This is a genomic window from Vibrio sp. 1167 (assembly GCF_033340375.1).
Taxonomy (GTDB): domain Bacteria; phylum Pseudomonadota; class Gammaproteobacteria; order Enterobacterales; family Vibrionaceae; genus Vibrio; species Vibrio alginolyticus.
In genome coordinates this window covers 51,990-78,127 of record NZ_JAWOWK010000006.1, presented here as the reverse complement: position 1 = coordinate 78,127, position 26,138 = coordinate 51,990, and the positions used below count along the sequence as shown (strand labels likewise).

Below are 26,138 nucleotides of genomic sequence, written 5' to 3'. Positions count from 1 at the left end.
TTCTCCATACAATCGAGACAGTGCTTACATTTTAGATAAGCTCTCATTGATCGACTTCAGCACTTCTGCAGGATTTGACGCTTGAGTGATAGGGCGACCAATCACAAGATAATCTGAACCTGATTGGATAGCGTCTACTGGCGTCATGATACGGCGTTGGTCACCTTGTTCTGAACCAGCAGGTCGAATACCAGGGGTCACTAATTTAAATTCTTGGCCTAGTTCGCTCTTCAGTAGTGAGGACTCTTGCGCTGAACATACGACACCATCTAAGCCCGCGTTTTTGGTCAAGGTTGCTAGACGAATCACTTGCTCCTGAGGCGCAACATTCAAACCAATACCAGCTAAATCACTTTGTTCCATACTGGTTAGTACCGTTACACCGATAAGAAGTGGACGATCTTTACCATATGGCTCAAGAATTTCACGTGATGCCGTCATCATACGCTCACCACCGCTCGCGTGTACGTTCACCATCCATACACCCATTTCAGCCGCAGCGCGAACTGCTTTCGAACAGGTGTTTGGAATATCGTGAAATTTTAAATCTAGGAATACCGAGAAACCACGTTTATGGAGTTCACGTACAAAATCAGGACCAAATAGCGTAAACATCTCCTTGCCAACTTTTAGTCGGCATGACGCAGGATCAATTCTATCTACAAACGCAAGTGCATCTGCTTGGTTATCATAATCCAGTGCGACAATAACTTTTTGGTCGATCATTTCATCTCCTAACTGTTTTGGTTCTTATTAAATAAAAAGTTAAAAAAATGCAGCGGACAGAAACTCTGCCAGCTGCATTAAGAATTATTCACCATCCAATCCGCGGATTGGCTTGATCGTCCCCCATCCTTTACAGGACGGACAATGCCAATAAAGGGAATGGGTAGAAAATCCACACTTCCGGCATCGGTAATGTGGTTTCACTTTTAACTGTTCACCCACCATCGCTTGTAGTGTTGATAGGCTGTCTTTCGCTCGACCATCTTCTGCTTCTGCAATGTGGTAGTCAATTAAACGGTAGAAGCCCTTCATGGTTGGGTTTTTCAGCAATTGTTTCGTCAGTAACTCTTGAGCAGCCCCAACGTTCTCGTGATGAGCAACTAATTGAGCCAACATCAACTCGGCTGATACGCCTGCTTTCTTATCAATACAAGCTCGCAGAAACTCGACAAGTTCATCTTCCTGGCCCAGATGATGATAGCATTCTGCAATAGTTGGCAAGACATCACTGATAAAGTCTTTATCTTGCTCAAGTACCCCTGTCAGATATTTGATGGTGTGCTTATAGTCTTCAGACTCTAGATAAATTCGTCCCAAAGCAATACTTGCTCGAACACACTTCGGGTCTTCCGCTAACGCTTTTTTAAAATGCTGTATTGCCTTATTAGTATTCCCATCAGCTTGGTCGAGCATGGCTATTTCACACCAAAAATGGGCAATATTTGCACGCATCCTTGAGCGTTTATTACCTAACTTAGCCAATTGGTTCGCGTAATAAATCGCCTTTTCCCATTCTCGTGTTTGCTGATAAATGGTCACTAATTGTTGAAGAGCCGCCTCTTTGTAATCTGGCTCTTCGACTAACTGTTCGAAGATTTTCTCTGCACGATCAAGAAAACCTGAGACCATGTAGTCTTTCGCTAACTGTTGAAGGGCGAGGTTCTTTTGGTCCAGTGTTAAGCCTGAACGAGAAATAAGATTTTGGTGAATTCTGATTGCGCGGTCGACTTCACCACGAGACCGGAACAGGTTACCCAACGCAAGGTGAGTATCGATGGTCTCGTTATCAACTTGGAGCAATTCAATAAAGTGATCGACAGCCTTATCTGATTGGTCAGAGAGCAGCAGATTAAGACCCGTCATATACTGACGAGAGATTTGATGAGATTGCTTCTGCTTGTCTTGCTGAGCGCTGCGATGCCCCATATACCAGCCATACGCAGCAGCTATAGGCAACAACAAGAAGAGTAGTTCAAGCATTAAAGTTAAGCCTTATCCTTATGCCTGTTTTTCAATGGCTGGCTTATCAGCAGCGTTGTTTGATTCAGTTGGTTCGTACTTTTTCAGTTTTTTCTTTAAACGACGGACCTGTAGCTGAGTTTTCAGTTGGATGCTACCAAAGATAACCCACGCTAAAGCAAAGCCAACCACAAATACTACACCTAATAGCGTAGATAAGTGGAACTCTCCTTTTGCTAGAAGATAGTTAAAAGTCACGAGCTCTTGGTTTTGGGAACCTAACGCCAATGCAATTAAAAAGAGAGCTAAAACAGCAACGATTTTTATAATTTTCATGTTACATCACCCTTCTAGGAGTAAGTCGGTAAGATTATGCAGGAAAATGCTTCTTCAGACTACGTATATTAGCAATAATCTATACCCAAGTAACCTCAAGATGCTTAGTTTGTAGACATGCTTAGAAGTTAAAGTTATTTGGGTATAGAAAGCAGCAAAGAAAACAGCTGAATCCACAATTAGATTAGTAAACGATCTTGGATGTATGACTAACTTGGATACATTACAAAAAAGCGGCATACACAAACGTATGCCGCTTTTTTCAAACTAATAAGAGTGCATTAACCAATATTTACACGCTCACGAAGTTCTTTACCAGGTTTGAAATGTGGAACGTATTTACCTTCCAATTCCACTTTATCGCCCGTTTTAGGGTTACGACCTACGCGAGGCTCGCGGTAATGAAGAGAAAAACTACCAAAGCCACGGATCTCGATACGGTCACCGCTCTCTAGTGTAGAGGCCATGTGCTCTAAAATATCTTTTACAGCATCCTCTACCTCTTTCGCTGATAAGTGTGTTTGCTCAGCGCAGAGTCTTTCAATCAGTTCAGACTTAGTCATAGTTGCCCTCTTTGAGTATCTTTATCACTTATTATAGTAAGTAATACTAATTCCAACAAACACTTGCTGACAATTCTAGACAAATTTTATGCAAAATGCGCAATGAAGAAATGCCTTTTATTAAGATAGTTTACTGTCATTAGTATTACTACTTAAATATGACCAAATATAAAAAAGGAGCCTTGCGGCTCCTTTTTTGCTTAAGCGAGTATATTATTCGCCTTTAGCAGCTTTGAAAGCGTCAGCCATTGCGTTACCGAATGCATTGTCATCTTGCTTGTTGATAGATGCCATTGCTTCTTGCTCGTCAGCTTCGTCTTTAGCTTTGATAGATAGGTTGATTACGCGGTTCTTACGGTCTACACCTGTGAACTTCGCTTCAACAACATCACCAGCGCTTAGGATTAGAGAAGCATCTTCTACGCGATCGCGTGATACTTCAGAAGCACGGATGTAACCTTCAACGCCTTCTGCGATTTCAACAGTAGCGCCTTTAGCGTCAACAGCAGTTACAGTAGCGTTAACTAGAACACCTTTCTTGTTGTCAGCAACGTAAGCATTGAATGGGTCATTTTCCATTTGCTTGATGCCTAGAGAGATGCGCTCACGCTCAGCGTCTACTGCTAGAACAACTGCAGAGATCTCGTCGCCTTTCTTGTACTCACGTACAGCTTCTTCGCCAGCAACATTCCAAGAAATGTCAGATAGGTGAACTAGACCATCGATGCCGCCTTCTAGACCGATGAAGATACCGAAGTCAGTGATAGACTTGATCTTACCAGTAACTTTGTCGCCTTTAGCTTGTGCTTCAGCGAATGACTGCCATGGGTTAGCTTTACACTGTTTCAGACCTAGAGAGATACGACGACGTTCTTCGTCGATTTCAAGAACCATAACCTCAACTTCGTCGCCAACATTAACAACTTTAGAAGGGTGGATGTTCTTGTTAGTCCAATCCATTTCTGAAACGTGAACTAGACCTTCAACGCCTTCTTCGATTTCAACGAAGCAGCCGTAGTCAGTTAGGTTAGTTACGCGACCAGTTAGTTTGTGACCTTCTGGGTAACGCTTAGCGATTGCTACCCATGGATCTTCGCCTAGTTGCTTAAGACCTAGTGATACGCGAGTACGCTCACGGTCGAACTTAAGAACTTTAACTTGGATCTCGTCACCAACGTTAACGATTTCAGATGGGTGCTTAACGCGCTTCCAAGCCATATCAGTGATATGTAGAAGACCGTCAACGCCACCTAGGTCAACGAACGCACCGTAGTCAGTAAGGTTCTTAACGATACCTTTAACTTCAGAACCTTCTTGTAGAGTTTCTAGAAGCTCGTCACGCTCAACGCTGTTCTCTGATTCGATAACTGCACGACGTGAAACAACTACGTTGTTACGTTTTTGGTCAAGTTTGATAACTTTGAACTCTAGCTCTTTGTTTTCTAGGTGAGCAGTGTCGCGGATTGGACGTACGTCTACTAGAGAGCCAGGAAGGAAAGCACGGATACCGTTTAGTTCAACAGTGAAACCGCCTTTAACTTTACCGTTGATGATACCAACAACAGTTTCAGCTTCTTCGTAAGCTTTCTCAAGTACGATCCAAGCTTCGTGACGCTTAGCTTTCTCACGAGAAAGTTGAGTTTCACCGAAACCATCTTCAACAGCGTCTAGAGCTACGTCTACTTCAGCGCCAACTTCAACTTCAAGTTCGCCAGCAGCGTTCTTGAACTGTTCAGCAGGGATAGCAGATTCAGACTTAAGACCAGCGTCAACAAGAACGAAACCGTTCTCGATAGCTACTACAGTACCTTTAACGATGCTGCCTTGTTGGAATTCTGTTTCGTTTAGAAACTCTTCAAAGAGTTGAGCAAAAGATTCAGTCATTTAATTAATCTTCAATAAATTAAACTTCCACGGGTATCCTACCGCATGGGGTTATTAAATTCGCCAGTCATCATCCTTGCGACCAACGCTCTTAGCCTAGTCGAGTATTATTACTCAGCTAGCTTCGATTCGATATATTGTAGTGCCTTTTCTACTACTTCGTCGATAGTCATCGACGTAGAATCTAGCACAAGCGCATCCTCAGCAGGGCGTAATGGCGCCACTGGGCGGTTACGATCTCGGTCGTCACGCTCTTGGATCTCGCTTAAAAGGTCAGCAAATCTAACATCTAACCCTTTCTCTTGCAACTGTTTAAGGCGTCGATTTGCACGCTCTTCAGCACTCGCATCAAGGAAGATTTTTGCTTGCGCACTCGGGAATACAATTGTGCCCATATCACGACCATCAGCAACCAGACCCGGAGCGGTCTCAAATGCACGCTGACGACGTAGTAATGCTTCACGAACACGTGGCAAAGCCGCAACTTTAGATGCTGCCATGCCTGTTTCTTCTTTGCGAAGCTCCCCTGACACGTCTTCGCCTTCTAGAATGACCTTAACTAAGTCACCTTCCGCGATAAATTGAACGTCTAGGTGGGTTGCTAGTGGGACAAGAGCATCTTCTGACTCGGTGTCGACACCGTGGTGAATCGCAGCGAGTGCAAGTACACGATAAATTGCGCCAGAATCTAAGAGTTGGAAACCCAACTTTTTCGCCAGCAACATACATAAAGTGCCTTTACCTGCACCACTAGGTCCATCTACGGTTACAACCGGAGTTTGAGAGGACATGTTCTTCTCCACCAATAGTTTCTTTTCAGCAATTTGCTCGGTTTTCGAGGCGCACATTATACGGGTAATCAGTCTTTGGAGCGAGGAAAAATGTCGTGTAAAGCATTACACCTAATGCGTAATTGGATTCATCAATAAACATAAAGTTCAACAAAAACGGCGAGAGCTTCTGCCCTCGCCGTTTTAAATGTCATGAACTTAAGCTCGATTAAACAATCGGTTTTTGACCACGCTCAGCTAACTTTAAGATCACACTGTCAGCAACTTTGCCCGCGACACCTGCTAGCTTGTCTGCCAGCTTTTTCTTCTGCACATAATGCACAGAAAGTACGGTTTTATCTTTGCATGCCGCAACAACGATATCATCAGATGTACTAATGTCATCCACCAAACCAAGCTCTTTCGCTTGTGTACCGAACCAGTGCTCACCAGTGGCTACTTTGTCTAGGTCCAAACTAGGACGACGCTCACGGATGAAGTCTTTAAACAAGACATGTGTTTCTTCAAGTTCTTGCTTAAACTTATCGCGCGCTTTATCGGTATTCTCACCGAACATCGTTAGCGTGCGTTTATATTCACCCGCTGTTAGTTGTTCGTACTCAATGTCATGTTTCTTCAACAGTTTGTTGAAGTTAGGAATTTGTGCGATAACGCCAATAGACCCCACAATTGCAAATGGTGCAGAAACAATCTTATCTGCTACACATGCCATCATGTAACCACCACTTGCCGCAACTTTGTCAACAGAGATGGTCAGAGGAAGACCCGCAGCTTTGATTCGGTCCAGTTGAGAAGAGGCAAGGCCGTAACCATGAACCATACCACCGCCAGACTCTAAGCGAAGTAACACTTCATCACCTTCACGTGCGACAGCCAAAATAGCGGTGATTTCTTCACGTAGAGACGCGACTTCTTTTGCGTCTATGCTACCGTTGAAATCAAGAACAAATAGGTGTGGTTCACGCTTGCTATCTAATGAACCGTCTTTGCTCGCTTGTTTGATTTCTTTCTCGCGAGATTTGTTCTTCTCTTTTTCTTCTTTCTTGACGGCTTTATCTCGAGCCTTGATGAAAGCATCGTCATGCAAATGATGCTCTAACTGCTCAACAGATTGTTTGTGTTGCTCTGAAAGGTTGGTAATCTCTAACTCCCCTTTCGCCGCACCCGATTTGCCACCAGCCGATTTTGCAATAATGAGCAGAACAATTATCGCAGCAACCACCGTGATAATTTTGGCCAGAAACAGACCATAATCTAATAAAAATTCCAACGAGAGCTCCTTTATCTCATTTCAGATGACGTTAGTATGTTACGCAGAAACATCAGCGAGAAGGCAGCGCGGTTTGTAACCACTTGTTCTGATTGATAGCATACCTAACGAAAGTTCTGGAATTGGTATAACACATGAATTGGTGTATTGTAACCATCTTGTCACGATTACCAAGATTTTCCATTGAGAAACAGGCGTTTTTTAGCGTCAATTAACTATCATGGACCCTCTTACAATAATAAGGATTTATCGCCGTGAACTACTCCGTTTCAGCTGATGCTCTAAAAGGTAAAGTCATTCTTGTTACTGGCGCTGGTAATGGCATCGGCCGTCAAGCCGCGCTTTCTTATGCCGAGCACGGTGCAACTGTTATTCTCTTGGGTAGAAATGTGCAAAACCTTGAATCTATCTATGATGAGATTGAAGCTGCTGGCTATCCACAAGCTGCTATCATTCCATTGGATCTCAAGGGTGCAACTCAGCAGAATTACATTGATATGGCAGAGACAATCGAAGGACAGTTTGGTCGCTTGGATGGTCTATTACACAACGCAGGTGTCTTGAGTTCGCTGTGTCCATTTGATCAAATCAAAGAGGAAGACTTCGACGATATCATGCAGATCAACGTGAAAGCCGAAGTGCTAATGACTCAAGCATTACTGCCTGTGATGCGTAAATCAGAAGCTGGGCGTATTATCTTTACCTCTTCAACTGTCGGCCACTCTGGCCGCGCATTCTGGGGGCCATACGCTATCTCTAAATTTGCCGTAGAAGGCATGATGCAAGTTTTAGCTGACGAGCTGAGTGATACACCGATCCGCGTTAACGCAATTAACCCTGGTGCCACTCGTACTCGCATGCGTGAAAAAGCATATCCGGGTGAAGATGCGAATACTCTCAAAACGCCACTGGATATCATGCCGCTATATTTGCACTTAATGGATCCTGCGGTTACCGATGTGAACGGTCAGTGCATCGACGCTCAACCGAAGCGTAAATAACTCATTCAGGTTACCTCACATAATCGATTGAAAAGGCAGCAAACGCTGCCTTTTTTCATTTCTCTCTTCATAAAAATCTTGCGACTTTCTCCCACAGAAATATACTGTACATATATACAGGTATTTATTATGCAAGATATTATTCAGAACTTAAAAAGCCAACACCTTGTTTGGCAAGCAAATTTAACGAAAGCAGATCCTCAGCAGTTGCAGACTAGTTCCGGTTTTTCTGAATTAGATGATTTGCTCGGCGGAGGCTTTCCACCTCATGGCGTAGTGGAGATGGAATCTATTGGTAGTATTGGTGAATTGCGTTTGCTCGCTCCCTATTTAAAAGCCACTCAGACCAATGGTATGACCGCATTTATTCAACCACCTGCGCTAGTGAATTCTCTGTTTTTACACTACATCGGGTTGGATATAAACCAAGTGTGGGTTGTTACTCCAACTCACCCCAAAGATGCTCTTTGGGCTGCAGAGCAATGTCTGAAAAGTGGGGTATGCAGTAATGTTTTGTTATGGCAAGAAGAGCTTGAAATACACCAAGTGAAACGCTTACAGGTAGCGAGTGAACAAGGTACTTGCCCTCTCTTTATGCTTAAAACAGATACTATCAACCGCTTGTCTTTGCCTGTGTCACTCAGTTTAAAACTGAAAGGCGACGAGCAAGGGATTCATGTTGAAGTGCTGAAAAGGAAAGGAGGCTGGAATAGAGGTAGCGTTAGTATCGGCTTCCAACACCATTATCCGCAACTGGTGAAACCATCATCTGAAACTGTGCACTCGACTGTGGTCAATTTCCCACTGGCGAACCAAGGTTAGTGATATGGCTCTGTGGATTTACTTGCACTTCCCTCGCCTGCAGCTAGACGCACTCTTTGGTGATAACCAAGAACAACCCGTGGTGATTGTCGAAAGCCAACGTTGCCAGATTATTCAATACAACGAGATTGCCGAACAACAAGGCATTAAACCAGGTATGGGCCTAGGCAGTGCTGCGTCCTTGTGTCGAGATTTACAAGTGCATCCTTATCATCCGCACACCGAATGGAGCAAGTTACAAGAAATTGCTCAATGGCTGTATTTGATCACATCTGACGTTGTGTTGATGCCAAACCAAGGTATTTTACTGCGTGCTACTCCAATGCTCGCTCTGTATGAAGGGCTTGAAAACTATTGGAATAAAGTCAGAGCTCACTTATCGGAGCTGAAACTGAGTTTTCAATTCGGATGTGGTTTTTCGCCTTTTGCTGCCAAATTGATGGCAATATCAGGAGCGAACGTCATCAGTGAAGACAAATCTGCCATACAAAAAGTCCTATCACCATTACCGTTAACACTGGCAGATTTATCAAGCGCTACAGTAGAGAAGTTACAACGTGTAGGCGTCACCACATTGCAAAACCTGCTTGAACTGCCATTGCAAGACATCGCACGACGCTTTGATATCGATTTGGTGAACTACGTTGGTCGACTGACTGGGCAGTTTAAACACCCTGTCGACCTTTATCACCCTACCGAATCCTTCCAAGTTTATTTAGAGCTGTTGTTTGAGATCGAAAACGTTCAGTGGATTGAAAAACCGTTGGCCAAATTACTTCGTCAACTCGAAACCTTTCTTAAATTAAGAGATAAGGTCGCTTTTGAACTGTGTTTAACACTCCACCAGCGTGAGAAACAAGAGCAACACCTTCAACTCACTTCTGCGCAAGGTGATTACCTATGTCAGCGTTGGCAACAGTTAGCGAGTTTGAGCTTAGAGTCACTCTCGCTTAATGGCCCAGTCACAGGGCTAACGTTAAAAGTCATCCGTCAAGGTGAGCCTCTTAGTGCATCACGCGATCTCTTTGCTGGGCAGAAAGGAAACATGAATGCTTTAGAGCTGCTCTCTTTACTGCAAGCTAAATTGGGGAAAAGTGCCGTTTTAAAACCCAATATTGCTTGCGATCCTAGACCAGAAAAGGCCAGTCAGTATCGCCCTGCTGATGCTCCAGATAAAAAGGGGCACGCCATACCCTCCATACTACGCCCCGCAATGCAATTACCCACTCCCATTGTATTGCAAGAACAAGTTTCTTTGGTCCACGGACCTGAGCGAATAGTTTCTGGGTGGTGGGATGGTGATGAGATCATGCGTGATTACTACATTGCACACACCAAGCAAGGCCGCTGGTTATGGATATTTCGCGATCAGCACAAGCACTGGTTTCTTCATGGCTATTTTTGTTAAATCGACAGTTATTTTTGTTGGGTCATTATGAGTTACGCGGAACTATTTTGTCAGTCTAACTTCTCTTTTTTGACTGGAGCTTCTCATGCAGAAGAGCTGGTACTCCAAGCTGCTTTCTATCGCTATCAAGCTCTAGCTATAACGGATGAATGTTCAGTCGCGGGCGTTGTCAAAGCCCATGCGACCATCGAACAACATAAACTCGATATCAAACAAATCGTTGGAAGTATGTTTTGGTTAAATGATGAATGCCAAATCGTACTGCTTTGCCCTTGTCGCAAGGCTTATGCCGAGTTGTGTCGTATCATCACAAACGCAAGAAGACGTAGTGAAAAAGGCAACTATCAACTGTTCGAATGGGATTTGATGTCGGTTCGACATTGTTTGGTATTGTGGCTGCCCACACATCAAGAGAGTGATCACTATTGGGGGCGCTGGCTCAATCAACACCACGCTAATCGTTTGTGGGTAGCGATTCAGCGCCATTTGAGTAACAACGATACTGAGTACATTGCGCACTGCGAGCAGTTAGCACATGAATTTCAATTACCTATAACTGCCTGCGGAGGCGTTCTCATGCATGATGTTGAACGCTTGCCATTACAGCATGTACTTACTGCTATAAAGCATGGGTGTAGCGTCGATAAACTCGGTTTTGGCCGTATTTCGAATACTGAGCGAGCGCTTCGTCCTTTTAAAAAGTTGATTCGGATTTACAAACCAGAATGGCTGGAAGAAAGTACTTACATCGCCGATTTATGCGAGTTTAAGCTCTCCGATTTAAAATACGAATATCCTACCGAGCTGATCCCAGATGGTTATACACCCGACTCTTACTTACGTATGTTGGTCGAACGTGGTAAAAGGCTGCGTTTTCCTGAAGGCGTGCCAGCAGAAGTCAATCAAACCATCGAGAATGAACTGGCGCTTATTCAAGAGCTGAAATACCACTACTACTTCCTTACTATTCACGACATCGTAATGTTCGCGAAACAGCAAGGCATTCTTTACCAAGGGCGAGGTTCCGCTGCAAACTCTGTGGTGTGTTATTGCCTGGAAATTACCGCCGTCGATCCTCGACAAATCGCTGTCTTATTCGAACGATTTATCAGTAAAGAACGTAAGGAACCGCCGGATATTGATGTGGACTTTGAACACGAGCGCCGTGAAGAAGTTATCCAGTATATTTACAAAAAATATGGCCGTGAGCGTGCAGCACTTGCTGCAACAGTGATCAGCTATCGCTTTAAAAGTGCCGTGCGTGAAGTCGGTAAAGCACTAGGGATTGAAGAGACCCAATTAGATTTTTTCATTAAGAATGTTAATCGCCGAGATCGCAGCCAAGGCTGGCAAGCTCAAATTATTGAACTTGGCTTACAACCAGAATCTCTCAAAGGGCAGCAGTTTATCCAATTGGTCAACGAGATCATTGGCTTCCCACGCCATTTATCTCAGCACGTAGGTGGCTTTGTAATTTCATCTGGCCCTTTATATGAGTTGGTACCTGTTGAAAATGCCTCGATGGAAGATCGCACTATCATTCAATGGGATAAAGACGATTTAGAAAGCTTGAAGCTACTAAAAGTCGATGTGCTCGCACTCGGCATGTTAAACGCCATCAAAAAGTGCTTTCAGCTGGTCGAGAAACATCACCAGCGATCCCTCTCTATTTCCGAAATCACTCGCCGACAAGATGATCCACACGTGTATCGCATGATCCAAAAAGCTGACACGATAGGCGTATTCCAAATAGAATCTCGTGCACAAATGAGCATGCTTCCTCGCCTAAAGCCTGCTTGTTATTACGACTTAGTGATTCAAATTGCAATTGTTCGTCCAGGCCCTATTCAGGGTGATATGGTGCATCCTTTTTTAAAACGACGAGATCACAAAGAGCCTGTCAGTTATCCATCGGAAGAAGTAAAAAGCGTTCTTGAGCGGACTATGGGCGTCCCTATTTTCCAAGAGCAAGTCATCAAGCTAGCCATGGTAGCCGCAGGGTTTAGCGGCGGCGAGGCCGATCAACTCCGTCGAGCGATGGCATCATGGAAAAAGAATGGCGATCTCGCTAAATTCAGACCAAAACTGATCAATGGTATGCAAGAGAGAGGTTATGACTTAGCGTTTGCTGAGCGCATTTTCGATCAGATTTGCGGCTTTGGTGAGTACGGCTTCCCTGAAAGTCATTCAGCGTCTTTCGCAGTGCTGGCATATTGTTCTGCATGGTTAAAATATTATTACCCAGCCGAATTTTACACTGCATTGTTGAACAGCCAACCAATGGGATTTTATAGCCCATCGCAATTAGTACAAGATGCTCGCCGACATGGCGTCGAAGTATTGCCGGTGTGCGTCAATCATTCAAAATATCAACATCATCTCGTCTCACGTCCGAATGGCAGGCTCGGCGTGCAACTTGGTTTTCGCTTGGTGAAAGGCTTTAACGCAGAAAGCGCACAAAGGCTTATTGAGCGCAAACCACTTAATGGTTACCGATCGATTCAAGAAGTAAAGCAGGTATTAAGAAGCCGAAGTGACATTGAATTATTGGCTTCAGCCAATGCATTTCAGGCCTTATCGGGAAATCGTTATAACGCTCGCTGGGCAGCAATGGATTCCTTATCTGACCTACCATTGTTTCACAAGGTCGAAGAACCCAATGTTAGCTACCAGACTCGACCCTCTGAATATGAAAATTTAGTTGAGGATTACGCAAGCACGGGACTATCTCTTAGCCGCCATCCAATTAAATTATTAGAAGAAACGGGCAAACTCCCTCACTTTACCCGCATGAGGCAACTGACAGAGAAACCGCATAAGTCACTGGTCACAGTGGTAGGTGTGGTAACAGGAAGACAATCTCCAGGCACCGCCGCTGGCGTGACATTTTTTACGTTAGAAGATGACACGGGCAACATTAATGTGGTCGTTTGGCAAGCGACAGCACGAGCCCAAAAGCAAGCGTATTTAGGCGCTAAAGTATTAATGGTGAAAGGCATTCTTGAAAGAGAGGGAGAAGTCACGCACGTTATTGCTGGTAAGTTGATTGATTGCACGCACTACTTGAACAATCTACAAAGTAAATCTCGGGATTTCCATTAGTACAGAGGAATTAAGGAGAGAGATGTTAAAAATCAGAGAGAGGTGCGCTCCCTCTGATTTCACTAGATCTAATCATGCACTTTTAGAAAGCATCTGGCGTAATCGGTCTTGAGCAACTTCAACCAGCAGATCCGGTTGGAATTTAGATATAAAGCGATCACAGCCTACTTTTTGTACCATGGCTTCATTAAAACTACCGCTCAGAGAAGTGTTCAATGTGATAAACAACTTAGACATACGTGGATCTTGGCGCACTTCATGGGTCAGTTTATAACCATCCATTTCAGGCATTTCAGCATCCGTAATCATCATCAACAGCTCTTTTTCTACATCTTTACCTTCATCACACCAACGTTTTAAAACCGTTAACGCTTCTAGCCCGTCACGACACTCGATGATATTCATACCTAATTGAGAAAGCGTATCGCGAACTTGATTACGAGCTGTAGAGGAATCATCCACAATCAGAACATTACGCCCGACCATTGCTTGGGCCAATTCTTGATCGAGAATGTCCTCCGAGATAGTCACGTCGTAATGTACGATCTCCGCTAAAACTTTTTCAACGTCAATAATTTCGACAATTTGAGAGGCATCCCCCTCTTTGATTTGCGTGATAGCCGTGAGGTAATTCGAGCGACCAGACGTGGAAGGAGGCGGCTGAATTTCAGTCCATGCCGTATTAATAATGTTTTTAACCGGACCGACTAAGAAGCCCTGCACCGTGCGGTTGTACTCTGTCACGATCAAATTTTCTTCTTCCGCTTCACCACGTAAAGCAGGAAAACCAATTGCGCCTCGTAAATCAATCACTGGTACCGCTTCACCTCGTAGAGAAGCAACCCCACGAATATTGTAGTGCGATCCAGGGAGCTTGGTTAACGGTGGAAGCTTGATGACCTCTTTCACTTTGAACACATTAATCGCAAATAATTGGCGACTATTTAAAGTGAACAGCAGAAGCTCTAGTCGATTTTCACCAACCAAGTTTGTACGCTGGTCAACCGTATTTAACACTCCGGACATACTACTACCTAAATTATGGATAATTCTTATTTTACTCGAAATCAGTACAGACACAGCAAGGTTATATAACCAAATAACCTTAAAATATTTGGCTTTTCGAGCACAGCTTTAAAGTACAACAGTTTTAGCGTATTACTTCTCTTTGCATCAGACGCAAAGTCACGCAGCACATTGAAAGCCATTTTGTTTATTTACTTGAGCTTTTTAGGAAATTACATGAATGGCGCAGATATAGCAATGCAACATAACTCAAATTCCCTTTCTAGTAATAGGCGATCAAAAAGGGTGAGCCGTTAAGTCTCACCCTAAATCACCTACAAATGCAGTCTCAACAGCCCGGCACATCATCATGTTAAAAAGACTTAACCTTCCACAACCTTCATCAATAGTTGACCATCGTACAACGCTTGCTTAATCAATGCGGCACCAGGCATTGTGGCTTGCTTATAGAAACGAGACTCCACCAGCTCAAGATCTTGGTGATAAACAGGTAAACTCTGCTCTTCGATACAGCGACGAACCGCAGGATAAAGCACATCTTTTGCTTGGTTAATCACACCACCGATCAAGATTTTCTCAGGGTTAAATAAGTTGATCACAATAGCAATTGCAGAGCCTAAGTAGCGTCCAAGTTTTTCAATCACATCGACGGCCAAAGGATCACCGTTTGCAGCGGCTTCACAAATGCTCTCAATACTCATTTCCTCTTGTTTAGCAAGAATAGAGTCTTCGCCATCAGCGATTCGTCTTACGACTTCTTCACGAATTGCCTGAGAACTGGCAACGGTTTCCAAACAGCCAATATTGCCGCAATGACAACGTTTTCCATTTGGGTCAATTTGAATATGCCCGAGTTCACCAATGTTACCGTGACGGCCTTGCAAAACGCGCCCATCCAGAATGATGCCCGCACCTAAACCGTGGTGGATAGAGATAAGAACGGAGTTGTCATTATCTTGAGAATGACCAAAAAGCTTTTCTGCTAATGCCCAAGCTCGCGTGTCATTGGCAATGAAAACTGGCAAGCCTGTTGCTTTGTATATCTCTGGTCCAAGAGCAAGATTTTCGACATTGTAATGAGGCATCTGCAAAACGACACCTTGCTCTGAGTTCACGAGACCAGGCAGCGTAAGGGCAATACTGGTAACCCGATCAAGTTGATCCGCGTAAGTCTGAAAGAATTCATCAATTTCGTAAAGCAGGCGCTCAAGCACATCGTCTTGATCAAGCTCGTGTATCTCGATTTTAGTATCGATTAGTACATCACCGCCTAACTCATGCAAAGCAATGGTTAAATAACCCCGCCCCAAACGCATTGACAAAAATTGCCAGCCTTCATTATTGACCTGCAAACCGACAGCAGGTCGACCACGACTCGTCGCTTCTTGTACTGTCGTTTCATGAATCAAGTGCGCTTCAATTAATTCTCGAGTGATTTTGGTGATACTAGCAGGAGCAAGCTCACTCTGCTTGGACAAATCAATTCGAGAAATAGGACCTTTTAGGTCAATTAGTTTATATACACGACCAGCATTGACCTGTTTGATATGATCAATATGGCCCGGTTGAGCCATGTACATCTTGCACTCCGAAATTCTATAACGGGACAATTTTTTTACTTTGCGAACTAATTGTGAAGTGAATTAATAAATCCCCGTGACAAGCATCACGTATAAACCTGTTTGTTTGTGTATTCAATCAAATAACGAAGAATCTACTCCTGTTAAATTGTTTGAAAAATAACTTATTTTTATCCACTAAATTATGAAGTAGTGCCTTTAAAGCAGCGCATTTTTATCAATAAGGCCATTGCCTGTCGAATATCTGTCTGTTTTACCGGGGTTACTCTTAATGTAAACATTCTGTGCATATACTTATATTCAAATAGCTTTAAGGTGTGGGCTCAGCAACGAGGCTAACCTTGAGAGCGATTGCGTAAAGTAAGGATAGAGTTCAAGTTACCTTTACACACACATTCATCGGAGAATCTATGACTTCCAAATTAAGACGAACAAAAATTGTCACTACGCTGGGTCCTTCAACGGATAAGGACAATATACTTGAGGAGATCATCAAAGCCGGTGCAAACGTTGTCCGTATGAATTTTTCACATGGAACCAGTGAAGACCACATTCAACGTGCGAACAAAGTCCGTACCATTGCAGCAAGACTTGGGCGTCAGGTTGCAATTCTTGGTGACTTACAAGGCCCTAAAATCCGTGTATCAACGTTTAAAGACGGCCAAGTCATTTTGAATGTGGGCGATAAATTCACATTAGATAGTGATTTACCAAAAGGTGAAGGCAATCAAGAATCTGTAGGGTTAGATTATAAAGAACTACCGCAAGATGTTTCACCAAATGACATTTTATTACTCGATGATGGACGCGTTCAGCTGCAAGTTACCAAAGTAGAGGGTAATAAAGTTCATACCCGTGTGATTGTCGGTGGTCCACTGTCCAACAATAAAGGGATCAACAAAAAAGGCGGCGGATTGTCAGCCGATGCGCTCACAGAGAAAGATAAAGCCGACATTCTTACCGCCGCAGCAATTCAAGTAGACTACCTTGCTATTTCATTCCCGCGTAACGGCGAAGATATGCATTACGCTCGACGCTTAGCCAGAGATGCAGGCCTTGAAGCCATGTTAGTGGCTAAAGTCGAACGAGCAGAAACCGTCGCGACCAATGAGTCTATTGACGACATTATTCTCGCATCCGATGTGGTGATGGTTGCACGTGGTGACCTTGGTGTAGAAATCGGTGACCCTGAGCTCATAGGTGTCCAGAAAAAACTGATTCGCCGCGCACGCAGTTTAAACCGTATCGTGATTACTGCGACACAAATGATGGAGTCCATGATTACTAGCCCAATGCCAACGCGTGCTGAAGTGATGGATGTGGCCAATGCGGTTCTAGACGGCACTGACGCGGTGATGCTTTCTGGAGAGACCGCTGCAGGTAAATATCCTGTAGAAACGGTCAAATCCATGGCCGAAGTATGTGTGGGGGCAGAAAAAATGTCGGAGGCAAGTCTATCAACCTATCGCTTAGATAGAACCTTCGAAACCGCTGAAGAAACCATCGCAATGGCAACCATGTACTCTGCGAATCACATGGAAGGAATTAAAGCGATGATCTCGTTAACTGAGTCCGGCAGGACTGCGTTGATGATGTCTCGCTTAAGCTCTGGCTTGCCAATATTTGCCTTATCACGGAATGAATCGACACTAAATCGAGCAGCATTATACCGAGGCGTGACACCTGTATATTTCGAGTCAAAAAGTGATGCGGGTTTACCAACGGCTCAAGCAGCGATTACTAGCCTTAAAGAGCAAGGGTTCTTGCACAAAGGTGATTTAGTCATTATTACTCAAGGCGATGTAATGGATGTTGTGGGCTCAACCAACTGCATGCGCATTCTACAAGCGTAGTCGTTATACCTAACCGGAGTTAACCACAAGAACCCGCAAATAAGGCTCCGAAAATGGAGCCTTATTTATATGCTTTGTATATTGCGCACATCGTGAACGTAAGAAGGTTTATGCACTCTCTCTACCATCAATTTCAACATCCAGCTGGTCATAGAGTTGAACTAGGTTAAACCCAGCTTGAAGCCCAAGTTGATAGTCATGCTCTAGTGACTCTTGGTCACTTAACAAAGAAGAAGAACGAAGTCCCTCTTTAGGCGCAACTTGTAAAATAAAAGTGTCGTCAGGTGGAGCAGATATAAAGGCCTGAGTGAGCTCAAATGTTTGATAATGAATCATCAGCATGTCGGCTAAACCTGAATCAAAATTCTCACCAATCAGATGACTTAAACGATACAAGTTATCGGCACCGAACAACCAACGGCCTCCATTTAACAGCATTTTCCCTGCAAGCTTCGATTGATGTGCTGCATTAATTTTTTGTTGGAAGAACGACGCCCAATCCAGCTTCCACTGATTCACTTTTTGCTGCCATGATTGCTGTACTGAGTTGATAGACTCCCGATACCATTCGACAGGCACATCCCCCACCTCACTTTGGGCTCTCGCTTCAATCTCTGAAAACGGCTCTGTGCGAATGACAATAATGTTGCGAGCATTCTGACGCCACGCTTCTTGAACAGGGATAGAGGCAGACACGCCGCCATCCACAAACTTATTGCCATTTACGTCGACAGGTCCGTGATATAACTTGGGAATCGCACATGTCGCTAGCATAGTGTTAAACCACGAGTCATCCAAGATTGGTAGATATTGATCTGATAGCGTCTCTATATTCGTTACCGCAGCAAACGCCCCTCGTTTTCCCAATGCACTGCGACCTAAATCAAGGTCAAGCTTGTATGGGAAATCTTGAATCCGTTCTAATGCCCACTCTAAACCTAAGTACTGCTGCTTTCGGATATAGCGAAACAGATTAAAAAATTCAGGAGACGTTGTCAGCTCGGTAATAAAAGCTTTGCCCATGCCATGTTGACGACACAAGTAAGAACATAAGTTAAGTGCTCCGGCAGAGGTGCCATAGAATTCATCGAAAGGATCGAAGTTGGAAAGTAAAAAGGCGTCTAAAACGCCAGCGGTAAAAATCCCTCTCTGCCCTCCACCTTGCGTGACTAAAGCAGTTTTACCATGCCTAAAGTGCTCATAAACTTTTACATCAAGCTCTGCATGGCTTTCTGTGATTATACCGCTGTTACGTATCATAGGCTCACGCCGTTTTGTTAAAACGTTTGGTAAAAGTGGTTATCTTAAGCTGTTGTAATAGCAATGATGCCAAATGACAAAAGCACTGCAAAAACAGTCACCACAATGATTAATGCGGATTTTAGATCGTGTTCCATAAACACCTCCTTAATATGTAACAAATTAATAACACCGGTGTGAAATATGTTCAAGATTTGCTTAATTTAGTCGCGCAATTTTGACTAACCCATCACAATTAGCTTAGTCATAATAAGGAGATAGGGCATGAACCAAAAACTCAGCTGGCTAGTAGGAATCATGATGATGAGTACTGCTATCAATGCACAAGCGAATATCATCGTTACACCATACATAGGCTATACAGGAGGCGGCCAAGTAGAGGATGAAAGTGGTAATACATACGATCTCGACCCCGCAGTGAATTACGCTCTTTCAGTCGAGACTCCCTTAGAAAAAGGAAGGATCGGATTGTTTTACTCCAATCAATCGACGGAACTTGAAAAGCTGTCCAACTCGGCAGATATCCATTATCTGCACTTCCAAAGCAGCATGTACTATCCTGTCGCAGAAAAATGGCAAACCTATATCGGTGTAGGTTTGGGCGCTTCTTACGCCGATGTGGATTGGGTAGACAAAAAATACGGATTTTCGGCTAGCGCTTTTGCAGGGCTGGAATATGAATTTTCAAAGAACTTTGCATTAACAGCCCAACTGAGATGGTTAGGAACGGTCGTTGATAACGATACATCTGGCGCCTGTACTCTACCTAATGACGGCTCAAACTGTATCATTAAGTTCGATACTGATTGGATGAACCAATTCCAATCAAATGTCGGTTTTAGTTTCCGCTTCTAATTTTTATGCATGTTCCTTTATAGGACTCGTCACAAAGAACGCTGAACGAGTCCTGCACAGAGCCGATAAAGGATATCGTCTAAACACCATTGTTTGGCAAAGTAACGAAGCATCATCTAGATAGGTGCACAAAAGATAGCCGTACGCCCTAATTAATCAAAATAGTCTTAAACACCAAAGCAATTATTAGATCCCAGTCATTTATTCCAGACAAACAACCACACACCCACATAAAACCACAATCAAACTCAAATTTAACAAGATTAAAACCAGACAACGCATCTGAATTAACATTTAGATTCTATTGCGCTAAGTATTATTAGAAGTTAGTCTGATCAGTGAAAACAGATAAATATTTCAGTTTTATCAAACACACATCAAAATTTTAAGATTAATAATCTACTTTCTCTTACAGTAGCCAGAATATAGCTCTATAAAATTATAAGAAGTTAGAATTAAGGATAGAAAAGCTGATGGATAACAGCGGTCCTTTCTTCCAACTATTTGCGCAATTATTACTGTGTTACGTAGAGAGCTTCATTCCTCAGGGAGTCTTATAGGAGTCAAATATGAAGCGAGAACAATGGGGATCCCGGGCGGGATTCATCTTAGCAGCAGTTGGGTCTGCTATCGGTTTGGGAAACATTTGGCGTTTCCCATACATGGCCTATGAAAACGGTGGCGGCGCATTTTTTATTCCTTACATTTTTGCCATGATCACTGCCGGTATTCCATTTATGATCCTTGAGTTCAGTATGGGACAAAAATACCGAGGCTCGGCACCAAAAACACTTGCGAAAATTCATTCTAAATTTGAATGGCTTGGCTGGTTCCAAGTTGGTGTGGCTGCAGTTATTGCCGTTTACTATGTGGCTGTTATCGGTTGGTCGATTTCTTACTTTGGGTTGTCGTTCACTCAAGGTTGGGGAACCGATACCAACGCATTTTTCTTTAGTGAATACCTAAAGCTAGGTGACAACTCACCAACAGACTTAGGCAGTATTCAATGGAAGATTGCTTTATCCATGGTAATTGCTTGGGCAATTACTTACACCGCCATTGCCAAAGGCGTGAAATCAGGAATTGAACGAGCATCTAAAATTATGATGCCAATCCTATTCTTGATGGTGATTTTCTTAATCGGACGTATGATTTTCTTGCCAGGAGCTCTAGATGGCGTGAACTACATGTTCGAACCCGATTTCAGCAAAATTTGGGATGTGAAAGTATGGGCAGCGGCATATGGTCAGATCTTCTTTACGCTAAGTATCGGCTTCGCCATCATGCTAGCTTACTCTAGCTACCTACCAGAAAAGTCAGACATAACGAATAACGCGTTTATGACCGTGTTGATCAACTGTGGCTTCTCGATCCTAGCCGGCATCATGATCTTCTCAGTATTGGGTTACATGGCTCAAGAGCAAGGTAAGCCGTTAACAGAGGTGGTATCTGCAGGCGTTGGCTTGGCTTTTGTTACTTTACCTGCGGCAATTAACCTACTACCTGCCCCATATATTCTTGGTCCACTGTTCTTCTTTGCACTGGTGGTTGCTGGTCTAAGTTCGCATATTTCAATTATGGAAGCCGTAACTTCAGCCATTATCGACAAGCTGAAGTGGAGCCGTAAAAAAGCTGCAAATGTTGCGATTGGTATTGGCTTCGTTGTCTCTATGGCGTTTGCTACCAATGGCGGTCTGCTGCTACTCGACCTAGTAGACCACTTTGCAAACAACGTTGGCATCATGGTTGGTGGTCTGGTTGAGATTGTCTTGATGGCGTGGCTATTGAAGCGCGTGCCAGAAGTACGTAATTACGTTAACGAGCGCTCTGATTTCTCTGTTGGTCAATGGTTCGAGATCTGCTTACGCTTCGTTACACCAATCATGCTCGCCATTATCTTAGCGACCAAGCTATACGCCCTAATTACTGAAGGCTACGGTGGCTATGATCTAACTTTAGGCTGGGCACTTATCGCCGCACTCTTTATCTTTGGTCTAGTGATCAACGCAGTGAACCGCAAGGAGACAGCAAAATGACAATCAGCGCAATTATTATGATGGTTATTGGTTTAGGTATCACTTGGGGCGGCGCTGCCGTTTGCATTAAGCGAGCCATGAATAAACAATAGAACGTTAAGTTCCATACAAAAAAACGCCGGTAGTTACCGGCGTTTTTTTATACATACATTAGTTCAATTCTAGAAACTGTACTTGATGCCAACGGCGCCGCCAAGTTGCAAGTCAGCACCTTTGTAAAGATCTAGCTCTGGGTGTATTTGGCCATAAAGGTCCCAGCCGCGTGATAAATCCCAGTTCACACCAAGTGGTACTCTCACACCAAACTCGTCATCCCATTCATACCAGCCACCAACGCCGACATACCAAGTCACAGGCATGTTTTGATCGAATGTTCCACGCTTAGCGATGTAATCAAACGCCATACCATCGTTTCCGATAATGCCACGATATTTGTTATCTAACTCTACAACAACACTTAATTGTTGATCGACAGCCATACCAACTGATAGATCCGTTGGTTCGCTTGCCGCCATTGCCGTACTAGAAACTAGTCCCAAAACTAAAATGAATTTGTTCTTCATACACGTTATCAATTATTCAAAAAAACATTATTCGCTATTCAAACATAATGGCATATCAATATGTCAACGATGGGTAAGCTCGATGTATGAAAAAGCTGACAAAAGTAAAGATGAGTTTAGGATCACACTAAAAAAGGAACTGTCAGTTAATAAAATAGGAACTAAAAAAGGAGGCCGAAGCCTCCTTTTATGCATTACTATGAATGACTGCGATTAACCGTGGTTACGAATCCACTCATCCATTTCAGTTTTTAGGTTATCAGACTTAGTACCGAAGATAGCCTGTACACCACCAGCTACAACTACAACACCAGCAGCGCCTAGTTGTTTTAGCTTGTCTTGGTCAACAGCTGCTGTATCTGCAACTGCTACACGTAGACGTGTGATACATGCATCTAGACCAGTAATGTTAGCTTTACCGCCAAACGCTGCAACCAGTTCACCGCCCATATCAGAGCCAGAAGTTACAGCTGCACTTTCCGTTTCATCTTCACGGCCAGGTGTTTTTAGGTCAAGCGCTGTGATTACACCACGGAACACTACGTAGTAAATTACTGCGTAAACTAGACCGACGGCAATCATTAGCACCATCTTCTGAGCGTTACCAGATAGGACTAGGAAGTCGATCAGACCGTGAGAGAAAGAAGTACCGTGTACAAAGCCTAGAGTGTTCGAAACGATGTATGCAGAACCAGCTAGTAGAGCGTGGATACCGTATAGTAGCGGAGCAACGAATAGGAATGAGAATTCGATTGGCTCAGTAATACCAGTTAGGAATGAAGTCAGTGCAGCTGACGCCATGATACCCATTACTTTTGCACGGTTTTCTGGTTTAGCACAATGAGCAATTGCGATTGCTGCAGCTGGTAGACCGAACATCTTGAACATGTAACCACCCGCTAGCTGACCGAAGCCATTACCAGCAGCACGAGATGCTTCATCAGCAACTAGGTAACAAGTTAGTACACCATTTTGAGCTTCACCGGCAGCGTTAACACAAGAACCTGCTTCGAAGAAGAACGGTACGTTCCATACGTGGTGTAGACCGAATGGGATTAGAGAACGCTCAACAACACCGTAGATACCGAATGCTAGCTGTGGGTTTTGGTGTGCAGCCCAATCAGAGAATGCAGAAATTGCACCGCCAATTGGTGGCCAGATAACAGAAAGGATAACACCTAGGATGATCGCAGCAAAACCAGTGATGATTGGCACTGCGCGCTTACCAGCGAAGAAGCCAAGGTACTCTGGAAGTTGGATTTTGAAGAAACGGTTGAATGCCCAAGCAGCCACACCACCGACAAGGATACCACCTAGTACACCTGTATCGATTTTCTCAACACCCATAACGCCCGCCATTACACCTAGCGTTGCCGTCATGATGCCGTAACCAACGATAGCTGCAAGACCTGCAACACCGTCGTTGTTAGTGAAGCCTAGAGCTACACCTACTGCAAATAGAAGTGCCATTTGGCCGAATACTGAACCACCAGCTTGTTCCATAAGATTAGAAACGATCTCTGGAATAAAGCTTAGATGGGCAGCACCCACACCTAATAAAATACCTGCAACTGGTAAAACTGATACTGGAAGCATCAGAGCCTTACCAACTTTTTGCAGGTTAGCAAAAAGGTTCTTAAACATGTTTATGCTCCTGATAAATTTATAAGTATTATTTGGGCACTAACGGCACACCCCCGTAGCCTAAAGGTTAGCACCCAATGAAAATGTAACCACAACTGCATTATATTTTCCGGCTCTAAATATATATTGATGACCCTCAAACTTTCCACACAGTTACGAAATTTAGTTTCAAAACAAGTCTTGGATCACACCCAAAAACAGCCGATGAAAAGGTTTGCATTGCACTTATATTACTGTTTTATAAAGAATTAATTATTTATATAATTAATTTTAAGGCGTAAATAAAATACGCCTCAATGTTATTTTTAGTAACAAAATTACATTTGTGATTTTTGAATGTTATTAAATCAACATTTTTAGTAAACATTAAACTCGTGAGCGTATCTGTTGTTTTTATCAACAAAAAAGGAGCCTAAGCTCCTTTTTTATGCTCTTATTATTTTTTCATCGCAAAAAAAGATCTCGGAAGTTTTCGGTGGTTTTTTGTGCCACTTCAGAAAGAGAGCACGATTTGAGTTGCGCAATATAAGAAGCGACTTCGACAACGTAAGCGGGTTGATTCTCTTTGCCACGATGAGGGACAGGAGCCAAGTAAGGAGAATCTGTCTCAATAAGAAGCTTCTCTAAAGGTAGAGTCTTCACCACTTCTTTTAGCTCTGTAGCTTGACGGAAAGTAACAATCCCCGAGATAGAAATATAAAACCCCAGCTCCAGTGCAGCTTCAGCAAATGGAAGATCTTCTGTAAAACAGTGGATAACACCACCACATTTCTCTGCCCCACCCTTACGCAAAATATCTAGAGTATCCGCACGTGCGTTTCTGGTATGGATAATTAAAGGTTTGTTGAGCTCCACTGCAAGATCAACGTGTTGCTCAAAGCGCTCTTTCTGTAACGCGGCCGTTTCGGGCTTGTAATGATAATCTAAACCCGTTTCGCCAATAGCGACGACTTTTGCATTCGACGCATGGTGGCGCAATACGTCCATCGAAAAGTCGCTTTCAACATCAAGTGGGTGCACACCGCACGAAGCATAAACATTGTCATAAGGCTCGATCATTTCCATCATTTTCGGGAAAGAATCCAGCGTTACTCCAACAGAAAGTAGTTCAGTTACGTTTGCTTGTTTAGCTTTGTTAATAACGTCTTCCACATTGATGTGGAGATCGTCGTAATTCAATTTGTCTAAATGACAATGAGAATCTACGAACATAATGCCTCTCGTGATTCAATTAACCAATTCATTGATAGTAGCTCAAGGTTCAGGCCAGGAAAGGCTTGCACCTGAGCTTTCAGGTTCATCAGCGCCTTCGCTGATGAGTACAAACCGTTATAGTTGTCCGATTGAAACTTTGTCGCGCCCGGAAGCATTTGAGCTTCTGATACACCAAACTGCGCTTTCTGAGCATCTGTCAGTAAATACCATGCCCAGTCTAGTGATTGCTCTGAGTGTTTAGCGATTAAAGAAGCACACTCAGAAACGTCTGAAACAGGCGAAGACATTGCCTTAATAAAACTGCGTTCAAAAGCCAAGTAAGCTTCGAGCTCACCATTATTTAACGCATCCAATGTTTTTATTGGAGAGCCCATATTCAGTTTTAAGGCATAAGCAGGAACTTGCTTCGCCCCTTGTTCGTGCATCCATTGCATCGCTTGTTCCGCTGACGGAGGCGCAACAACCCAGTGTTGGCAACGGCTACGAATCGTTGGGAGCAGACGCTCCTGATTGTGGGTAACGAGCAAAAACAAGCACTTTGCCCCAGGCTCTTCTAGCGTCTTTAACAGCGCATTCGATGCCGACTCGTTCATAGAGTCCGCCGGTTCTATTACAAATAGGCGGTAACCATTAAGCTGAGATGATTCCTGAGCAAGACGGTTACAAGCGCGAATTTGGTCCACCGTTATCGCCTTTCCTTCTTTCTCTGGCTTGATCCAGTGTAAATCAGGGTGGTTTTGAGATTGATTTAGCTGGCAGCTATGACAAAAACCGCATGCTTCACTCGCGTAATTTTGGCAAAGAAGTACTTGGCTAAAAAACTCGATAAGTTTTTCGATGCCCAAGCCCTGCTCGCTTTGTAATAAAAGCGCACCTGGTATTCTGTCCGACTCTAACCCTACTTTGAGGTTATCCCATATTGGCTGTAGCCATGGATAATCATTTAACATGAGTCACCTAAATT

The 26,138-nt window shown here is 43.6% G+C and carries 23 protein-coding genes; 8 read left to right on the top strand and 15 right to left on the bottom strand.

What is annotated here, in order from left to right; all coding sequences use genetic code 11:
- Window positions 1-24: 24 nt before the first annotated feature.
- From pyrF to sohB, 7 genes are all read right to left on the bottom strand, one after another.
- Complete coding sequence (gene pyrF / locus R7Z78_RS14920) at window positions 25-726, bottom strand: orotidine-5'-phosphate decarboxylase (RefSeq protein WP_017821659.1); 702 nt, start codon at window positions 724-726, stop codon at window positions 25-27.
- 84 nt (window positions 727-810) lie between these two features.
- Window positions 811-1,986 carry a lipopolysaccharide assembly protein LapB gene (lapB, locus tag R7Z78_RS14915; RefSeq protein ID WP_005376665.1) on the bottom strand — a complete coding sequence of 392 codons (1,176 nt, stop codon included), beginning with the start codon at window positions 1,984-1,986 and terminating at the stop codon, window positions 811-813.
- 18 nt (window positions 1,987-2,004) lie between these two features.
- Window positions 2,005-2,301, bottom strand: a complete 297-nt coding sequence (locus R7Z78_RS14910; RefSeq protein WP_005376663.1) for a LapA family protein — start codon at window positions 2,299-2,301, stop codon at window positions 2,005-2,007.
- A 281-nt stretch (window positions 2,302-2,582) separates the two neighbouring features.
- Entirely contained in the window at window positions 2,583-2,864 is a 282-nt protein-coding gene (gene ihfB, locus R7Z78_RS14905) for an integration host factor subunit beta (RefSeq protein ID WP_005385816.1), read from the bottom strand.
- Between the two features lie 213 nt (window positions 2,865-3,077).
- Window positions 3,078-4,748, bottom strand: a complete 1,671-nt coding sequence (gene rpsA / locus R7Z78_RS14900; protein ID WP_005385817.1) for a 30S ribosomal protein S1 — start codon at window positions 4,746-4,748, stop codon at window positions 3,078-3,080.
- Between the two features lie 110 nt (window positions 4,749-4,858).
- Entirely contained in the window at window positions 4,859-5,539 is a 681-nt protein-coding gene (cmk, locus tag R7Z78_RS14895) for a (d)CMP kinase (RefSeq protein ID WP_021033981.1), read from the bottom strand.
- Window positions 5,540-5,747: 208 nt separating this feature from the next.
- The gene (sohB, locus tag R7Z78_RS14890) at window positions 5,748-6,809 is read right to left on the bottom strand and encodes a protease SohB (RefSeq protein ID WP_005385819.1); all 1,062 of its coding nucleotides are present in this window, start codon (window positions 6,807-6,809) and stop codon (window positions 5,748-5,750) included.
- A 254-nt stretch (window positions 6,810-7,063) separates the two neighbouring features.
- Between sohB and R7Z78_RS14885 the strand changes: the two genes are divergently transcribed.
- From R7Z78_RS14885 to R7Z78_RS14870, 4 genes are all read left to right on the top strand, one after another.
- Window positions 7,064-7,810, top strand: coding sequence for a YciK family oxidoreductase (locus R7Z78_RS14885; protein WP_005372980.1), 747 nt, complete (start codon window positions 7,064-7,066; stop codon window positions 7,808-7,810).
- A 129-nt stretch (window positions 7,811-7,939) separates the two neighbouring features.
- Window positions 7,940-8,632, top strand: a complete 693-nt coding sequence (gene imuA / locus R7Z78_RS14880) for a translesion DNA synthesis-associated protein ImuA (RefSeq protein WP_005372979.1) — start codon at window positions 7,940-7,942, stop codon at window positions 8,630-8,632.
- 4 nt (window positions 8,633-8,636) lie between these two features.
- Window positions 8,637-10,040: a Y-family DNA polymerase gene (locus R7Z78_RS14875; protein ID WP_005372978.1), complete on the top strand. Its 1,404-nt coding sequence runs from the start codon at window positions 8,637-8,639 to the stop codon at window positions 10,038-10,040.
- Between the two features lie 27 nt (window positions 10,041-10,067).
- Window positions 10,068-13,142: an error-prone DNA polymerase gene (locus tag R7Z78_RS14870; RefSeq protein ID WP_104975486.1), complete on the top strand. Its 3,075-nt coding sequence runs from the start codon at window positions 10,068-10,070 to the stop codon at window positions 13,140-13,142.
- 72 nt (window positions 13,143-13,214) lie between these two features.
- On the opposite strand, the gene R7Z78_RS14865 is transcribed toward R7Z78_RS14870, so the two are convergent.
- Both R7Z78_RS14865 and R7Z78_RS14860 read right to left on the bottom strand, forming a co-directional pair.
- A complete protein-coding gene (locus R7Z78_RS14865; protein ID WP_005372976.1) occupies window positions 13,215-14,168 on the bottom strand; it encodes a chemotaxis protein CheV in 954 nt (317 codons plus the stop codon).
- Window positions 14,169-14,530: 362 nt separating this feature from the next.
- Window positions 14,531-15,748 (bottom strand): ROK family protein, encoded by a 1,218-nt coding sequence (locus R7Z78_RS14860; RefSeq protein WP_005385828.1) that lies wholly within the window; start codon window positions 15,746-15,748, stop codon window positions 14,531-14,533.
- A 410-nt stretch (window positions 15,749-16,158) separates the two neighbouring features.
- Here R7Z78_RS14860 and pyk point away from each other — a divergent pair, with 410 nt between their 5' ends.
- Window positions 16,159-17,601, top strand: coding sequence for a pyruvate kinase (gene pyk, locus R7Z78_RS14855; protein ID WP_005372972.1), 1,443 nt, complete (start codon window positions 16,159-16,161; stop codon window positions 17,599-17,601).
- Between the two features lie 108 nt (window positions 17,602-17,709).
- On the opposite strand, the gene R7Z78_RS14850 is transcribed toward pyk, so the two are convergent.
- Window positions 17,710-18,861 carry a patatin family protein gene (locus tag R7Z78_RS14850; protein WP_005372971.1) on the bottom strand — a complete coding sequence of 384 codons (1,152 nt, stop codon included), beginning with the start codon at window positions 18,859-18,861 and terminating at the stop codon, window positions 17,710-17,712.
- A gap of 44 nt (window positions 18,862-18,905) precedes the next feature.
- The gene (locus R7Z78_RS14845) at window positions 18,906-18,998 is read right to left on the bottom strand and encodes a YnhF family membrane protein (protein ID WP_005372970.1); all 93 of its coding nucleotides are present in this window, start codon (window positions 18,996-18,998) and stop codon (window positions 18,906-18,908) included.
- A 127-nt stretch (window positions 18,999-19,125) separates the two neighbouring features.
- Here R7Z78_RS14845 and R7Z78_RS14840 point away from each other — a divergent pair, with 127 nt between their 5' ends.
- The 3 genes from R7Z78_RS14840 (at window position 19,126) to R7Z78_RS14830 (ending at window position 21,844) form a co-directional block, all read left to right on the top strand.
- Complete coding sequence (locus R7Z78_RS14840; RefSeq protein WP_005372968.1) at window positions 19,126-19,716, top strand: outer membrane protein; 591 nt, start codon at window positions 19,126-19,128, stop codon at window positions 19,714-19,716.
- 569 nt (window positions 19,717-20,285) lie between these two features.
- The gene (locus R7Z78_RS14835; protein ID WP_104975487.1) at window positions 20,286-21,752 is read left to right on the top strand and encodes a sodium-dependent transporter; all 1,467 of its coding nucleotides are present in this window, start codon (window positions 20,286-20,288) and stop codon (window positions 21,750-21,752) included.
- Window positions 21,749-21,844 (top strand): MetS family NSS transporter small subunit, encoded by a 96-nt coding sequence (locus R7Z78_RS14830; RefSeq protein ID WP_017633863.1) that lies wholly within the window; start codon window positions 21,749-21,751, stop codon window positions 21,842-21,844. The genes R7Z78_RS14835 and R7Z78_RS14830 overlap by 4 nt, the downstream gene beginning before the upstream one ends.
- Before the next feature lie 69 nt (window positions 21,845-21,913).
- On the opposite strand, the gene R7Z78_RS14825 is transcribed toward R7Z78_RS14830, so the two are convergent.
- From R7Z78_RS14825 to R7Z78_RS14810, 4 genes are all read right to left on the bottom strand, one after another.
- Window positions 21,914-22,315, bottom strand: coding sequence for a hypothetical protein (locus tag R7Z78_RS14825; protein ID WP_005372960.1), 402 nt, complete (start codon window positions 22,313-22,315; stop codon window positions 21,914-21,916).
- 213 nt (window positions 22,316-22,528) lie between these two features.
- Window positions 22,529-23,959: a PTS glucose transporter subunit IIBC gene (gene ptsG, locus R7Z78_RS14820; protein WP_005372959.1), complete on the bottom strand. Its 1,431-nt coding sequence runs from the start codon at window positions 23,957-23,959 to the stop codon at window positions 22,529-22,531.
- Between the two features lie 444 nt (window positions 23,960-24,403).
- Complete coding sequence (locus R7Z78_RS14815; RefSeq protein ID WP_017633841.1) at window positions 24,404-25,171, bottom strand: TatD family hydrolase; 768 nt, start codon at window positions 25,169-25,171, stop codon at window positions 24,404-24,406.
- On the bottom strand, window positions 25,162-26,124 hold the full coding sequence (locus tag R7Z78_RS14810) for a DNA polymerase III subunit delta' (RefSeq protein WP_017633842.1): 963 nt from the start codon (window positions 26,122-26,124) through the stop codon (window positions 25,162-25,164). The genes R7Z78_RS14815 and R7Z78_RS14810 overlap by 10 nt, the downstream gene beginning before the upstream one ends.
- Between the last annotated feature and the right edge of the window lie 14 nt (window positions 26,125-26,138).